At 74.7% G+C, this 15,524-nt stretch carries 13 protein-coding genes; 7 read left to right on the top strand and 6 right to left on the bottom strand.

What is annotated here, in order from left to right; all coding sequences use genetic code 11:
- The 4 genes from DMH08_RS02390 to mtrA form a co-directional block, all read right to left on the bottom strand.
- Nucleotides 1-283 (bottom strand): ComF family protein (locus DMH08_RS02390; protein WP_442778621.1); only part of this gene is annotated, 283 nt, incomplete at its 3' end.
- Between the two features lie 60 nt (nt 284-343).
- Nucleotides 344-2,125, bottom strand: coding sequence for an LpqB family beta-propeller domain-containing protein (locus DMH08_RS02385; protein WP_233617358.1), 1,782 nt, complete (start codon nt 2,123-2,125; stop codon nt 344-346).
- Nucleotides 2,122-3,756 (bottom strand): MtrAB system histidine kinase MtrB, encoded by a 1,635-nt coding sequence (gene mtrB / locus DMH08_RS02380; RefSeq protein ID WP_026403028.1) that lies wholly within the window; start codon nt 3,754-3,756, stop codon nt 2,122-2,124. The genes DMH08_RS02385 and mtrB overlap by 4 nt, the downstream gene beginning before the upstream one ends.
- 135 nt (nt 3,757-3,891) lie before the next feature.
- Entirely contained in the window at nt 3,892-4,569 is a 678-nt protein-coding gene (gene mtrA / locus DMH08_RS02375) for an MtrAB system response regulator MtrA (RefSeq protein WP_026403027.1), read from the bottom strand.
- Between the two features lie 496 nt (nt 4,570-5,065).
- Here mtrA and DMH08_RS02370 point away from each other — a divergent pair, with 496 nt between their 5' ends.
- The 5 genes from DMH08_RS02370 to DMH08_RS02350 all read left to right on the top strand — a co-directional run bounded on the left by DMH08_RS02370 (nt 5,066) and on the right by DMH08_RS02350 (nt 10,428).
- On the top strand, nt 5,066-6,151 hold the full coding sequence (locus DMH08_RS02370; RefSeq protein WP_125611369.1) for a hypothetical protein: 1,086 nt from the start codon (nt 5,066-5,068) through the stop codon (nt 6,149-6,151).
- A gap of 11 nt (nt 6,152-6,162) precedes the next feature.
- The gene (locus tag DMH08_RS02365; protein ID WP_125611367.1) at nt 6,163-6,849 is read left to right on the top strand and encodes a DUF4129 domain-containing protein; all 687 of its coding nucleotides are present in this window, start codon (nt 6,163-6,165) and stop codon (nt 6,847-6,849) included.
- Nucleotides 6,843-8,063, top strand: coding sequence for a DUF4350 domain-containing protein (locus tag DMH08_RS02360; RefSeq protein WP_125611365.1), 1,221 nt, complete (start codon nt 6,843-6,845; stop codon nt 8,061-8,063). Before DMH08_RS02365 ends, DMH08_RS02360 begins: the two co-directional genes overlap by 7 nt.
- A gap of 77 nt (nt 8,064-8,140) precedes the next feature.
- Nucleotides 8,141-9,136, top strand: coding sequence for an AAA family ATPase (locus DMH08_RS02355; RefSeq protein WP_442778622.1), 996 nt, complete (start codon nt 8,141-8,143; stop codon nt 9,134-9,136).
- Nucleotides 9,136-10,428, top strand: coding sequence for a DUF58 domain-containing protein (locus tag DMH08_RS02350; protein ID WP_026403024.1), 1,293 nt, complete (start codon nt 9,136-9,138; stop codon nt 10,426-10,428). The genes DMH08_RS02355 and DMH08_RS02350 overlap by 1 nt, the downstream gene beginning before the upstream one ends.
- A 118-nt stretch (nt 10,429-10,546) precedes the next feature.
- Here the strand turns inward: DMH08_RS02350 and DMH08_RS02345 are convergent, their stop codons facing one another.
- Nucleotides 10,547-11,542, bottom strand: a complete 996-nt coding sequence (locus tag DMH08_RS02345) for a stage II sporulation protein M (protein WP_125611361.1) — start codon at nt 11,540-11,542, stop codon at nt 10,547-10,549.
- 72 nt (nt 11,543-11,614) lie between these two features.
- Here DMH08_RS02345 and DMH08_RS02340 point away from each other — a divergent pair, with 72 nt between their 5' ends.
- Both DMH08_RS02340 and DMH08_RS02335 read left to right on the top strand, forming a co-directional pair.
- Nucleotides 11,615-12,685 carry an RDD family protein gene (locus DMH08_RS02340; RefSeq protein ID WP_125611359.1) on the top strand — a complete coding sequence of 357 codons (1,071 nt, stop codon included), beginning with the start codon at nt 11,615-11,617 and terminating at the stop codon, nt 12,683-12,685.
- A gap of 145 nt (nt 12,686-12,830) precedes the next feature.
- Nucleotides 12,831-14,261, top strand: a complete 1,431-nt coding sequence (locus tag DMH08_RS02335; protein ID WP_125611357.1) for a cellulase family glycosylhydrolase — start codon at nt 12,831-12,833, stop codon at nt 14,259-14,261.
- On the opposite strand, the gene DMH08_RS02330 is transcribed toward DMH08_RS02335, so the two are convergent.
- A partial coding sequence (locus DMH08_RS02330) for an FAD-binding oxidoreductase (RefSeq protein WP_148108577.1) occupies nt 14,251-15,524 on the bottom strand: 1,274 nt, incomplete at its 5' end. The two genes, DMH08_RS02335 and DMH08_RS02330, sit on opposite strands and share 11 nt — an antisense overlap.

Raw genomic sequence — 15,524 nt, 5'->3', positions numbered from 1 at the left:
GTTGGGGGTGGAGGGCGGCGCGGAGGGCGGTGGCCAGGGCTTCGCCCAGCGGGACGGCCAGGCGGGTGCGGCCCTGCTCCTTGTAGGCGGACAGGACGGCCTTCACCGGCCCCTGGTAGAGCGCGACCGTGTGGGGGCGAGGGACGCCCGGGAGCGCGGGCGCCCGGCCGGCGGGAGCCCGCAGGGGGATGCTGCAGACGGGGCACAGGAGGACGGACGGACGCCCGCAGCCCGCGCAGGATTCGGGAAGGACCAGGTCGAGGATCGTCGTCAGGAGGCTCATGCCGTCGACGATGCCCGGCGCGGCACCGGGCCGGCACAAGAACCCCGACCTGTGGATAACTCAGCGCGGGTAGTACGGATCGCGGCCGGCGGCGGGGCAGATCCACTCGCTGTAGGTCTGCGAAGGCGACCGCTGGCGGCAGATCTTCTGCCCGTCGCCGGAGCGGGTGCCGATGAGGACGGGCGCGCCCGGCGCCGCGGTGATCGTCTCGGGTTCGCCGAGGGAGCCGACGCCGAGGGTGGTGACGGCGCTGCCGCTCACGGGCATCAGGTACGGGAGCGTCTGGGAGTCGCGCTTGGCGCGGCCGAGCACGGCGAGGGTGCCGTAGTCGCGCCAGGCGATGTCGACGGCGTCCTGGAGTTCGGAGCTGACGGGCAGGAAAGCCCCGACGTCCAGGGTGCCGTCGGGGGCGTGGGCGATGCGGCCGACCTGGATCTGGGGGCGGCCGTCGATGTTGACGATGACGGCCGCGCGGACGCCGTCGCGCGCGACGCGGAAGGACAGGACCTCGCGTCCGCTGAGGCCCCAGTGGGCGGCGCGGACGGGCGGCTGCCCCGGGCGCCGCACCCAGAGGGCGGACTCCTCCGACGTGCTCTCGACCGTCCACAGGGTGCCGTCGGGGCTCCAGGACGGCGCGGTGAAGCGGGCGCCCTCCCGGGCGTTCAGCAGGACGCGGGAGGCGGCGGCGCCGGAGACGGGGGCGGCGACGACGACCTGGTCGTGGGCGCTGCCGAGCCCGGCGACCTCGCCGTAGTCGGGCGAGACGGCGGGGCGGGACAGGGCGCCGGCGGGGCCGGTGACGACGGGGTGGACGCGGTCGCCGCGGAGGGTGCCGAGGGCGCCGGTCTCGCCGACCATGTACGCGTTCTGGTGGCCCTTGTTCTTGGCGTCGGGGCCGTCGGGCGAGTTCTCCGGCCAGGCGTAGACGGACTGGGTGGAGTCCATGCCTTCGGCGGTGACGGTCTCGCCGCCGATGCGCAGCCGCCAGCGCTGGATCTCGGACAGCTGGCGGAGGGTCCAGCCGAGCTGCGCGGACATGCGCTCGACGTCGCCGGCGCGGGCCCCCGCGGTGAGGTCGACGGTGGCGACGTCGTTGTCGATGTCGACGGGGCCGCGCAGCTGGGTGCCGTTGGGGAAGGCGCTGTCGACGGCGCCGTTCAGCCAGGAGGTCGGGCCGCTGAGGAGCGCCCGGACGAGCTGGGTGGGGAGCGTCTGGCGGTTCACGACCGGCAGGAAGATCCCGTTGGGGACGAGCGTGTGCCGGTCGGGCGCGAAGAAGTACAGGTTGACGGTGCGCATGGAGCGCTCGACGTCGTCCTTGGTGAGGATCAGGCCGGCCTTGTCGCCGCCGGGCAGGCCGGTGATCCGCCAGATGCCCTGCGGGGTGCGGGCGAGCTGGAAGGCGACGTCGAGGTCCTTCGGGGCGGCGGTGTACTGGCCGTCGGAGGTGATGGTGCCGAGCTGGTCGCCGGTGATCCGGACGGTCGCCTGCCCGTTCTCGGACCGGACGACCTGCGGTGCGACGATCCGGTCCGCGAGGACGGTGACGAACGGGCGGGGCCCGGGGTCCCAGCGGGACTTGGCGCCGAGGTACTGCTTGGCGACGCGGTGGTCGTCGTCGAAGCTCGCGGACGCGGCGAGGAAGCCGGAGACGATCTCGGCGGGGCCCCATTCGGGGTCGGGCCCGACGGGGACGAGCCGGACGTACGGGTCGTCGACGCGCTCGGCGCGTTCGGCGGGCTGGCCGGTGACGACCTGGCCGCCGCTGGGCACGCCGGCGCAGCCGGTGCCGCCGAGCAGCACGGCGGCGCACAGGAAGGCGAGGGCGAGGCCGCGGTTCATTCGACCTCCAGTTCCGCGAAGACGGGGCGGGAGTCGCCCGCGCCGGGCGGGACGAGCGGGAGCGGGGAGCCGCGGAGTTCCGCGCCGGCGGCTCGGGGCAGGGACAGGCGGAACTGGGAGCCCTGGCCGGGTTCGCCCCATGCCTGGAGCCAGCCGCCGTGGAGCTGGGCGTCCTCGCGGGAGATGGACAGGCCGAGGCCGGTGCCGCCGGTGGTGCGGGCGCGGGCGGGGTCGGCGCGCCAGAACCGGTCGAAGACCATCTGCCCCTCCCCCGGTTTCAGGCCGACGCCGTGGTCGCGGACGGCGACGGCGACGGCGTCGCGGTCGGCGGCGGCGGACACGACGATGTCCTCGCCCTCGCCGTGCTCGACGGCGTTGACCAGCAGGTTCCGCAGGATGCGCTCGACGCGGCGGCGGTCCACCTCGGCCATGCAGGGTTCGCCGGGGAGCTGGAGGACGACCTTGCTGCCCTTGCGCTCGGCGAGGCCCTGGATGTCGCCGACGGTGCGGAGCACGACGTCGCGCATGTCGAGCGACTCGGCGTCGAGGGTGGCGGCGCCGGCGTCGTGCCGGCTGATCTCGAGGAGGTCGGCGAGCAGCGCCTCGAACCGTTCGAGCTGGCTCTGCAGCAGCTCGGCGGAGCGGCCGACGGCCGCGTCGCCGAAGGTGTCGCGGTTCTCGTAGAGCATGTCGGCGGCGATGCGGATGGTGGTGAGCGGGGTGCGGAGCTCGTGCGAGACGTCGGAGACGAACTGGCGCTGGACCTGCGAGAGGTCCTCGAGTTCGCGGATCTTCTCCTGGAGGTTCTCGGCCATCTCGTTGAAGGAGCGGCCGAGCCGGGCGAGGTCGTCCTCGCCGCGGACGCGCATGCGCTCCTCGAGCCGGCCGGCGGCGAGGCGCTGCGCGCCCTGGGCGGCGAGCCGGACGGGGATGACGACCTGGCGCGTCACCAGGGAGGCGATCGCGGCGAGGAGGAGGACGAGGACGATGCCCACGCCGACGAGGGAGCGTTCGACGGTGGTGAGGGTCTCCTGCTCCTGTTCGAGCGAGAACAGGTAGTACAGCTCGAACTGGCCGGTGCGTCCGCCGACGATGAGGCCGCGTTCGGACGGGCGGTCGCCGATGTACGACAGTTCGCCGTAGGTGTAGGCGCGGGTGCCCGCGGGGGCGTTCGCGATCTCCTCGCGGAGGCGGTTCGGGACGCTCGCCTCGCGGAGCTCGTTGGTGGCGTAGCCGTCGAAGTACTGCTCGTTCGTGTCGCGGATGTACACCTCGTACAGGCCGGACGGGCCGCTGCTCGACCGGAGCCGGTCGATGGTGGCGTTGAGCCGGGTGCCGCTGTCGGAGGAGTGGCCCAGGTCGCGCTGGACCTGGGCGAGGCCCTCGTCGAGCTGGAGGCGGGCGGCCTTGACCTTGCTGTCCATCAGCGCGGACGACACCTGCTGCATCAGGAACGCGCCGAGGATCACCACGACGATGCCGGAGATGACCAGGGTCGAGGTGACGATCCGCACCTGGATGGAGCGGCGCCAGCGGGCGAACGCCTGCCGCGCGGCGCCGCGCAGCAGCCGCCGGAGGGCGCGCAGGGGCCGCCGCACGAACCGCCCCGCGCTCCTCACCGAGACGTTCATGAGGAGTCCGCGGGGCGTCGCGCGGTGCCGTTCCGCAGGCCGGTCCGCGGGCCGGACGGGAGGCCGGACGAACGAAGGGTCATCGTCGTGTCACCGGAGGGATCGGGCCGGCGGGGGGAGGGAACCGGCGGTGCTTCAGGCTGGGCCCGCTTTGTAGCCGACGCCGCGCACGGTCACCACGATCTCGGGGCGCTCGGGATCCTTCTCGATCTTGGCGCGGAGTCGCTGGACGTGCACGTTGACCAGGCGGGTGTCGGCGGCGTGCCGGTAGCCCCAGACCTGCTCGAGGAGGACCTCGCGGGTGAAGACCTGGCGCGGTTTGCGGGCCAGGGCGACGAGGAGGTCGAACTCGAGCGGGGTCAGGGGGATGTGCTGGTCGCCGCGCTTGACGGAGTGCCCGGCGACGTCGATGGTGATGTCGCCGATCTGCAGGGTCTCGGGCGCGGGTTCGTCGGTGCGCCGCAGGCGGGCGCGCACGCGCGCCACCAGCTCCTTCGGCTTGAACGGCTTGACGATGTAGTCGTCGGCGCCCGACTCGAGGCCGAGGACGACGTCGACGGTGTCGCTCTTGGCGGTCAGCATGACGATCGGGACGCCCGACTCGGCGCGGATCTGCCTGCAGACGTCGATGCCGTCGGCTCCGGGCAGCATCAGGTCCAGCAGCACGAGGTCGGGGCGGGTCTCCCGGAACGCCTCGAGCGCCTTGTCGCCGTCGTGCACGAACGAGGGCTCGAAGCCCTCGCCCCTGAGCACGATGCCGAGCATCTCGGCGAGCGCGAGGTCGTCGTCGACGACCAGTACACGTCCTCTCATGGCCCTCATCGCATAGTCGGGGTTCGGTGGAGTGGTGCGACGCGCCGGTTTCCCACCTAGCCGCGGAGAGATATGCCTTGGCGTGCCAGGTTACCTGCGTTTGCCTTGTACATGACTCCCCCGAGCCGGGTGGCCGCGCGTCCGGCGCCCGGCGCCGCCCCCTCGTCGCGGCGGGGCACCGCCTTATGCGCTCTTTATACAGTGCCGGGTTTGTCAAGGGAGACCCCGAAAGCGGGGCCGGAGGCGGCCGGAAGCGGCGGTTTCCATCGCCCGGCTCGGCGTGTCGCGGGGCGGACCGCGGTGCGGGACGGGCGATGACGGTGAACCCGGCATTGCGGCCATGACAGGATGACCTGACCGGACGCACGCGGTGGAGCACCCGGCCGGCGCGCGGGGCCGCCGTCCCGCGCGCGCCGGGCGCGGACCGCCGCAGGGGAGCGCGGGACGGATCGGGAAGATCGCCGGGGAAACGCCGCAGAGACCGCAGGGAGCCGCCATGCCGGGACCGGACGGCCGGGACGTCGCCGTGGAGGAGGCCGTCCCGTTCCGCCCCATGTCGATCTCGGAGCTGCTGGACGGCGTGATCGCCGGGATCCGGCGCCGCCCCCGCGCGGTGCTGGGGATGTCGGCGGCGGTGGCGTCGGTGATCCAGGTGGCCGGGTCGGTCGCCGCGTACTTCTTCCTCGGGGACGAGGCCCGCGACGAGGTGACGCCGGGCGTGCTGCTGAGCTCGTTCGGCGCGCAGGCGACACTGAACGGGCTGCTGCTGGTGCTGTCGGGGTTCGGGATCCTGCTGCTGGCGGGCCTGCTGGCGCCGCTGCTGGGCCGGGAGCTGGTGGGGCTGCCGGTGCCGCCGCGGCGGGCGATGCGCGACGCCCGTCCGGTGCTGGGACGGCTGGCGGGGACGGCGGCGGTCGTGATGGGCGCGTCGCTGCTGGCGTTCGTGCTGCCGGTCGCCCCGTTCGTCCTGCTGGCGGCGGCGGGGGCGCATCCGGCGGTCGTCGCGGCGGCCGCGATCCTGGGCTTTTCCGTGGGTCTCGGGTTGATGGTGTGGCTTTACGTCCTGCTCGTGCAGGCGGTTCCGGCGGTCGTTCTGGAGCGACGCACCGTGGGGGGTGCGCTCCAGCGCGCGCGGGCCCTCACCAAGGGCCGCTGGTGGCGGTTGTGCGGTGCGCTGATGCTGACGCTGCTGGTCACGATGTTCATGGGGCTCTTCGCCCTGCGGATCCCGTTCCTCTTCGTCGAGCTGATGTTCTTCGGGGACGGCAGCGACGCCGTCGCGGCGCTGGCCGTCGACACGGCGGGACGGATCGTGGCCTGGTCGGTCGTCCTGCCGTTCGACGCGGGCGTCATCGCGATGCTCTACATGGACCAGCGGATGCGCCGCGAGGGGTTCGACCTGGAGGTGCGCCTGCAGCGGACGTCGTCCACCGGCGCGCCGCGCCCGCCCGTGAGCGGCGGCCAGGGCGCGGAGGACGTCGGCGCAGGCGGCGCAGGCGGCGCAGCCGACGCAGAGGAAAGCGAACGAGAGCGCTTCATCGCTCTGTGGCGTCCCACCGACGGAACGGGGGCGGCGGTCTGATGCTCGGTTCCTTGCTGCTCGATCCGGTCGATCGCGAGCAGGCGCGGGAGATGGCCCGCCGCGAGCTGGACAAGCAGGTCTACCGGCGGGAGGAGCCGTCGTTCCTGGAACGGTGGTGGAACGACTTCCTGGAGTGGCTGCGCGAGCTGCTCAACCAGTCGCCGGGCGGCGGGCAGGCGACCGGCGGCGGCAACACGCTGCTGACGGTCGTGGTGGTCGTGCTGGTGCTCGCCATCGTGATCGCGCTGGTGGCGTGGCTGATGCGGGGCGCGGGCAACCCGCGCTCGCGGCGCGACGGGCTGCTGGACGACGCGGCGCCCGCGACGGCGCTCGACCACCGGGACGCGGCCGAGCGGCACGCGGCGGCCGGGCAGTGGGCCGAGGCGATCCGGGAGCGGCTCCGCGCGGTCGCGCGCGACCTGGAGGAGCGCGCCGTCCTGGGGCCGCGGCCCGGCCGCACCGCCGACGAGCTGGCGGCCGAGGCGGGCGCGGCGGTGCCCGAGCTGGCGGACGCGCTGCGCGCCGCCGTCCGGGTCTTCGAGGACGTCTGGTACGGCGACCGCCCCGGCACCGCCGACGGATACGCGCAGGTCAGGGACCTGGACGACCGGTTGCGCGCGACGCGCCCGGCGCCGCTGGAGCCCGACGACCCGGTCCCGGCCGGGCAGGGCGACGAGGACGGAGGGCCGCGATGGTGACGCAGGCACCGCCCGCCGGGACGGGCGCGGGCACCGGCGCTGGCACCGGGGCCGCGGAGCCGTCCGCGCGGCAGGTGGCAGGGCGCCGCTGGCGCGCGTCCCGCGGGATCCTGGCGGCGCTGCTGGCGATGGCGGTGATCGCGGTGATCCTGGCCGCGCTGCGCCCGTCGGCATCGGCGGCGGCGCTCGACCCGGAGTCGCCGCGGCCGGAGGGCGCCCGCGCGCTCGCGGCGCTGCTGGAGCAGCACGGCACGCGGGTCGACGTCGCACGCGACACGCCCGGGGCGCTGGCCGCATCCGGTCCCGGCAGCACGCTGGTCGTGGCGCACTCCGAGCGGCTCACCGACCGCGACCTTGCGGGCCTGCGCACGTCCCCGGCGAACCTCGTGCTCGTCCAGCCGTCGCCGTACGCGCTGGACGAGCTGGCGCCCGGCGTCGACCCGGCGGCCACCGTGTTCTCCGGCGTGGACGGCCCCGGCTGCGCGCTCGGCGCCGCGCGCCTCGCGGGCCCGGTCTCGTTCGGGGAGTCGGTCGCCTACGAGGCCGGCCGGGGCGGCGCGGTGTCCTGCTACGCGGAGCGGGACGGCGCCCGCCTGGTGCAGGTGCGGGAGCAGGGCCGGACGGTCACCGTCGTCGGCTCGACGGCCCCGTTCGTCAACGAGCGCCTCGCGGACGCCGGCAACGCGGCGCTCGGCATGAACCTGGCGGGGCCCGGCGACCACACCGTGTGGCTGATGCCGGACCTTCCCGAGCCCGGCACGGCGGCCGGCGGGACGTCGCTGACCGAGCTGGTCCCGTTCGGGGTGAAGCTGTTCTTCCTGGAGCTGGTCGTCGCGGTGCTGCTGGTCGCGCTGTGGCGGGCGAGGCGGCTCGGCCCGGTCGTGGCGGAGGCGCTGCCGGTGGTGGTCCGGTCCGCGGAGACGGTCGAGGGCCGCGCCCGCCTGTACCGTGCGGCCCGCGCCCGCGACCGGGCGGCGGACGCGCTGCAGGCGGGCGCGCGCGACCGGATCGTCCCGCTGCTGGGGCTGCCGCGCTCGGCCGCGCAGGACCCGGCCGCCGCGCAGCAGATCGTTTCGGCCGTCGCGCAGCGCACCTCCTACGAGGAGGCGGTCGTGGGCGGTGCCCTGTACGGTCCTGAACCCGTGGACGACGCCGGGCTGCTGGCCCTCACCGACGTCCTCGACGACCTGGAAAGGCAGGTACGCCAGTCGTGAACCACCCTGTTGACCTCGGAAAGGGCGAGGGCCCCGGCGAGGGGCCCCCGTACGGGGCGGGCGTCGAACGGTGGGCGGTGGCCGACACGCCGCCGGGCGCCGCGCTCTCCGACGAGACGCTGCGGCGGGCCGAGACGGCGCGGGCCGCGCTCGCGGCGCTGCGCGGCGAGGTCGCCAAGACCGTCGTCGGGCAGGACGCCGTGGTGACGGGCCTGGTGATCGCGCTGCTGTGCCGGGGGCACGTGCTGCTGGAGGGCGTCCCCGGGACGGCGAAGACGCTGCTCATCAAGACCCTGTCGCGTGCGCTCGCATTGGACTTCAAGCGCGTGCAGTTCACCCCCGACCTGATGCCGGGCGACGTGACGGGCTCGCTCATCTACGACAACCGGACCGCGGAGTTCGAGTTCCGCAAGGGACCGGTCTTCACCAACCTCCTGCTCGCCGACGAGATCAACCGGACTCCGCCCAAGACCCAGGCGTCCCTTCTGGAGGCCATGGAGGAACGGCAGGTCTCGGTGGAGGGCTCCGCGCGCCCCCTGCCCGACCCGTTCGTCGTTTGCGCGACGCAGAACCCGATCGAGTACGAGGGCACGTACCCCCTGCCCGAGGCGCAGCTCGACCGGTTCCTCGTGAAGCTGACCGTGCCCGTCCCCACGCGGGACGAGGAGATCGCGATGCTGCAGCGGCACGCGTCCGGGTTCGACCCGCGCGACCTGTCGGAGGTCAGGCCGGTGGCGGGCGCGGACGAGCTGGCCGCGGGGCGCGCCGCCGCGCGGGCCGTCCACCTCGACCCCAAGGTCGCCGCGTACGTGGTGGACCTGTGCCGCGCGACCCGCCAGTCCCCGTCGCTGCAGCTCGGGGTGTCGCCGCGCGGCGCGACGGCGCTGCTGGCGACGTCCCGCGCGTGGGCGTGGCTGTCGGGCCGCGACTACGTGACGCCGGACGACGTGAAGGCGCTCGCCCGCCCGACGCTGCGGCACCGCGTGGCGCTGCGCCCGGAGGCGGAGCTGGAGGGCGCGACCGCGGACGGCGTGCTGGAGGGCATCCTCGCCCACGTCCCCGCGCCGCGCTGATGGCGCTGACCGGACGGCTGGGGCTGCTGGCGCTGCTCGGCGCGCTCGTCCCGATCCTGCTGCCGAGCTGGTGGACGCTGTTCGCGCTGTGGGGCGTCCTGCTGCTCGGCGTGGCCGCCGACCTGGCGCTGGCGGGGAACGTGCGGGCGCTGCGGTTCCACCGGTCGGGCGACGCGCGGGTGCGGCTGGGCGAGTCGGCGCGGGTGACGCTGACGGTCGAGAACCTCGGGAAGCGGCGGCTGAAGGCGCGGCTGCGGGACGTGTGGCCGCCGAGCGCCGGGGCGTCCCCGCGCACCGCCGACGTGGACGTCCCGGCGGGCGAGCGGCGCCGCGTGGAGCTCACGCTGACGCCGACGCGGCGCGGCGACCGGGAGGCCGTGACGGTCGTGGTGCGGTCGGTGGGGCCGCTGGGGCTGGCCGCGCGGCAGCTGTCGCGGCGGGCGCCGTGGACGGTGCGGGCGCTGCCCGCGTTCCCGTCGCGCCGCCACCTGCCGGCGAAGCTGGCGCGGCTGCGGGAGCTGACCGGCGCGCACGTCGCGCAGATCCGCGGGCAGGGCACCGAGTTCGACTCGCTGCGCGAGTACGTGGACGGCGACGACGTCCGCTCGATCGACTGGCGGGCCACCGCGCGCCGCGCCGACGTGGTCGTCCGGACGTGGCGGCCGGAGCGGGACCGCCGCATCTACCTGGTGCTGGACACGGGGCGCACGTCGGCGGGCCGCGTCGGCGACATCCCGCGGCTGGACTGCTCGATGGACGCGGCGATGCTGCTGGGCGCGCTGGCGTCCCGGGCGGGCGACCGCGTCGACCTGCTGGCCTACGACCGGCGGGTCCGCGCCCGGGTGGAGGGCGCGTCGCGGACGGACCTGCTGCCCGCGATGGTGCACGCGCTGGCGCCGCTGGAGCCGGAGCTGATCGAGCTGGACGCCGCCGGGATGGCGTCGACGCTGCTGGCGCGGGTGCGGCAGCGGTGCCTGGTGGTGCTGCTCACCGAGCTGAACACGGCGGCGATCGAGGAGGGGCTGCTGCCGCTGCTGCCGCGGCTCACCGCCCGGCACCTGGTCATGGTCGCGGCGGTGGCGGACCCGCGGATCGGGGAGATGGCGGCGGGGCGCGGCGACCTGGCGGCGGTGTACGACGCGGCCGCCGCGGAGCGGGCGCGCGCGGAGCGCCGCCGGCTGACCGCGGAGCTGCGCGGGCACGGCGTGGAGGTGGTGGACGCGCCGCCCGAGGAGATCGCGCCGGCGCTCGCCGACGCCTACCTGGCCCTCAAGGCCGCCGGACGGCTCTGAGGCGGCCCGGCGGCACCGCGCGGCCGTCGTGCGGCGGCGAGTGCGGGCGGGGGTGGGTCCGCGGCTCTGCGGACGTCTCAGCCCGCCGCCGGGGCCCCGCGGTCCGGCTTCCGGCCGGTCAGCCCGCGACGGGTGCGAGGTCGGGCCGCAGCTCGGCGTCGCCGGTCTCGCCCTTCCGGGTCGCCCGGCGGCCGAGGACGAGCACGTACGTGAGGAACGCGACTTCCGCGACCACGCCGATCCCGACCCGGAGCCAGGTGACGTGGACCCAGCCCGTGACGAAGCCCTCGATCAGCCCCGAGAGGAAGAGGACCGCGACGAGCCCGACGGCGATGCTCATGGCCGCCCGGCCCTCCTCGGCGAGGGCCTGGCCGCGGGTGCGCCGCCCCGGGTCGATGATCGTCCAGCCGAGTTTCAGCCCGCCCGCGACCGCCAGGTACACGGCGGTCAGTTCGAGCAGGCCGTGCGGCAGGATCAGCCCGAAGAAGATGTCGCCCTTGCCGTGGGCGAACATCAGCCCGGCGGTGAGCCCCAGGTTCGCCTGGTTGAGCAGCAGGACGTACACGGTCGGTATCCCGAGCAGGATCCCGAAGATGATCGCCACCGCGGACACCCAGGCGTTGTTGATCCACACCTGGAACGCGAAGGAGCCCGCCGAATGCTCGGTGTAGTAGTTCGCGAAGTCCTCCTCGACGAGCCTGCGGATCTCGTCGGGGGCGCCCACGGACGCCTGCACCTCGGGGTTCTGCACCACCCAGATCGCGAGGGCGAGGGCGAGCAGGTTGCCGAGCACGGCGTTGCCCAGCCACCACCATTTCAGCCGGTAGGCGACCGCCGGGAACGTCACGGTCGCGAACCGGGAGGCGTCCTTCCACATGGGCGCCCGGGCGCCGGCGACGGCCGCCCTGCCCCGCGCGACGAGCGACGACAGCCGTCCCACCAGCTCGGGGTCGGGCGAGCTGGACCGGACGACCGACAGGTGCGTGGCCGTGCGCTGGTAGAGCTCGACGAGCTCGTCCGCCTCCGCACCGGTCAGCTTCCGCCCCCGGTTGATGAGGTGCTCGAGGCGGTTCCAGTCGGGGTTGTGCGCGGCCACATAGGCGTCGACGTCCACCCGGGGAGAGTAACGCGTCTCCCCGCCGAACCGGCAAAATAGACCAGACCCCCTGCATTGGAGGATCGGCACATGGGCCAACTCGTCACCGGCGAGGCCGTCGCGCTCGACATCCGGGTGGCGCGGCTGGCCAGCCGCGGCTGCGCCCTGCTGATCGACCTGGTGCTGCAGGCCGCGCTCCTCTACGGCGCCTTCATGGTCATCGGCATGGTGTCGCTGTTCGCGGACGACGAGGCGTGGATCGTCGGGCTGTCGCTGCTGTCCACCGTGCTGGTGTTCGTCGGCTACCCGTGCGCGATGGAGACGATGACGCGCGGGCGCACGCTCGGCAAGATGGTGCTGAAGCTGCGGGTCGTCGGCGACGACGGCGGCCCGGTCCGGTTCCGGCAGGCGCTCGTCCGGGCGCTCGCGGGGTTCGTGGAGTTCCGGATGCTGTTCGGCTCGCCCGCGCTCATCGCCTCGCTGTGCAACCGGCGGGGCAAGCGGCTCGGCGACATGTTCGCGGGCACGGTCGTCATCCAGGAGCGCTCCGGGTCCGGCCTGTACCGGCCGGTCGCGATCATGCCCGCGCACCTGGTCCCGTGGGCGGGCACGCTGGAGCTGTCGATGCTCTCCGACGAGCTGGCGATGACCGCGCGGCAGTACCTGTCGCGCTTCTGGGAGCTGCGGACGGACGTCCGCGACTCGCTCGGCGACCGGATCGCGGGCGAGGTCGCGGCGGTGGTCAGCCCGCCCCCGCCGCCGGGCGTCCGGCCGGAGATCATGCTGTCGGCGGTCCTGGCGGAGCGGCGGCACCGCGAGCAGGTGCGGCTGGCCGAGCGCCGCGCGCGCCGCCTGCGCCGGCTGGGGCTGCCGGTCCCGGAGCAGGTGGCGCATCCGGCGGCGGTGATGGCGATGGCGGGGCCGCCGCCGGGGCCGGGCGCGGGCCCGCAGGGGCCGCCCGCGCCGCCGCCGTTCGGCGCGCCGCAGCCGGGCCGCCCGGCGTTCCTGCCGCCGCCGAACTACGGTGCGGGCCCGTACGAGGGCTACCTGGCCGCCCCGCCCGGGCCGCCGAACCCGCCGCCCGGCGCGCCGCACCCGCCGTCCGGCCCGTACGGGCCGCCGCACCGGCCGAACCCGCCGCACCCGCCGCAGCAGGGCTGACGTCCGGACGCCGCCGAGCTGGGCCGCCGCGGGCCGTTCGGCACAATCCGCCCGTTCCGCGCGCGGCCCTTCGTGCATTTCTCCCACTTCCGCCGCTCGGGCGCGCCTCCTAATATCCGAACAAATTTCATGTTCTGGAGGTGGCATGCGCGCCCGAAACGCTCTCGGCCGGATCACCCTGACGGCCGCCCTGGCGGGGGCGCTCGCCGCCGGGGCCGCCGCCGCCCTCCCCGCGCGGCCCGCGCACGCGGCGCCCGAGCCGCTGCGCACGATCGTCGACGACCGGGGCCGGACGCTCATCCTGCACGGGCTCAACACCGCGAGCAGCGCGAAGGGCCCGAGCGGCCTGCCCTGGATCGACCGCGAGGACGTCGTGCGCGAGGCCCGCGAGCTGGGCACGAACTCCGTCCGGTACCTGATCCAGTGGAAGAACATCGAGCCCGAGCCCGGCCGGTACGACGACGCGTATCTGGACGACGTCGCCGAACGCGTCGCGTGGTACCGCGAGCAGGGCATGCACGTGATCCTGGACATGCACCAGGACATCTACGGCCCGGCCGCGTGCGAGGGTTCCGGGAACGGCGCGCCCGCCTGGGCCACCCACACCGACGGCCTGCCCTGCACCCCGCAGACGCCCTGGGTCCTGACGTACGTGCAGCCCGCGGTCATCCGCGCCTACGACCACTTCTGGAACAACTCGGGCGAGCATCCCGAACTCAAGCAGCGGTTCACCGCCATGTGGCGGCACGTCGCCGAGCGCTTCGCGAACGACCCGGCCGTCCTCGGCTACGACCTCTACAACGAGCCGTTCGGCGGCACCAGCCAGTTCGGCTTCTTCGAGGGGCCCGTCCTCACGCCGTTCTACCAGGGGATCGTGGACGCGGTCCGCGAGGTCGACCGGGACGGCTGGATCTTCGTCGAGCCGCAGGCCCTCGGCCCGAACGAGGGCGCCGAGACGTCCCTCGGGACGATCCGGGACCCGCGGCCCGGCGAGCCCCGCCTCGTCTTCGCCCCGCACTTCTACCCCGGCGGCGTGGACATCGGCGGCTCCTACGACGGGTTCACCGAACTCCTGGTCAAGGCCCAGTTCTTCCTGTGGAAGCGCAACATGCCCGCCGCCGCGCGGCGGCTCGGCATGCCGATGTGGCTCGGCGAGGTCGGCGGCATGCCCGCGGGCGCCCCGGGCGCCGACCGGTTCACCGGGGAATGGCTGCGGATGGCGGACGACCTGGGCATCGGCTGGGCGTACTGGTCCAACGACCCGGGCGAAGGCGGCGTGGTCGACGGCGACGGCGACCCCACGCTGTTCGCCGAGCTCCTCGCCCGCCCCTACCCGCGCGCCGTCGCGGGCACCCCGACCGAGATTTCCTACGACGGGACGGCGCTCAAGGTCGGGTGGCGCGCGCGCAGCGGCGCGTCCGGTCCGACCGAGATCTGGTTCCCGACCGACTCGCCCAAGGTGACGTCCACCGACCCCGACGGCACCTGGAAGCACCGGTGGGACGCTGAACGGAACGTCCTGTCGGTGTGGGCGGACCCGGGCAGCCCCGCCCACACCGTGACGGTCACGCCGTGAGCGCGGGCCGGATGTTCTGGTTGTTGTGGAAGACGTTGTCGGGGTCGTACCGGCGCTTCACTTCCGCGAGCCGCCGGAGGTTGGCCTCCCCCAGCCCCTCCCGGACGCGGTCGGTCCCCTCGTCCCCGATGAAGTTCAGGTAGACGGCCCCGGTCGACCACGGGCCCATGGCGTCGCGCAGGCCATGCGCCCACGCGACGGCGCGCGCGTCGTCCGCCGGGTCCTCCCACAGGCCGAACGGGTGCACGACCCAGGGGTCGCGCCGCCAGGGGACCGGGTACTCCGGTCCCCTGGCGACGGCGCCGCCCTCCGGGAAGAGGACCTGCTGCGACGGCGACGGGATCACCATCTCCTCCGACATGGCGCAGAAGCGCGCCACGGCGTCGTCCGGGAACTCGCGCAGATGCTCCGCCGACCAGTGGTTCCGGTAGCCGGGCGGGTCGTCCAGCATGCACTGCAGGTCCGCGTACGGCATCTCCATCTGGACGCCGCCAGCGTGCCCCAGCCGCGTCATCGGCCCGATCACCCCGTTGGCCCGCGACCCCGTGCCCGTGAACGTGATCAGGAACGCGAACGCGCGGCGCCCGGCCAGGCCGTCCGGGACGAAGTCCTCCGGCGGCGCGGTCAGGTACAGGGCTCCGCCGCCCACGTCGTCCGGGGCGGAGCCGATGAAGTCGCGGTAGGCGGTCAGGATCTCCGGGCCCGCCTCGGCCGGCCACAGCAGCATCGCGACGGAGACGGCCGGGAGCGGGTGGAGCCGGAGCGTGAACGAGGTGGCGACGCCGAAGTTGCCGCCGCCGCCGTGCAGCGCCCAGAACAGCTCGGGGTTCTCCTCCTCGCTCGCCCGGACGTGCGAGCCGTCCGCCGTCACCAGCTCCACCGACAGCAGGTTGTCGCAGGCCAGCCCGAACTTGCGCTCCAGCCAGCCCGATCCGCCGCCGAGGACGAACCCGCCGACACCGGTCGTGGACACGCGCCCGCCGGTGGTGGCGAGGCTGTACTCCCCGGCGGCCCGGTCGAGGTCGCGCATCGTCGCGCCCCCGCCGACGCGGGCCGTCCGGGCCCGCGGGTCGACCGTCACGGAGTCCAGCAGCCGCAGGTCGACCACCAGGCCGCCGTCCACCAGCGCCTTGCCCGCGACGCCGTGCCCGCCGCCGCGGACCGACACCTCCAGCCCGCGCTCGCGCGCGAACCCGATCGCCCGCGCCACGTCGTCGGTGTTGGCGCACCGCGCGATCACCGCCGGGCGCCGGTCGATCATCG

Source organism: Actinomadura sp. WAC 06369 (assembly GCF_003947565.1).
Lineage (GTDB): Bacteria > Actinomycetota > Actinomycetes > Streptosporangiales > Streptosporangiaceae > Spirillospora > Spirillospora rifamycini.
This window is presented reverse-complemented; position numbering and strand designations above follow the sequence as displayed.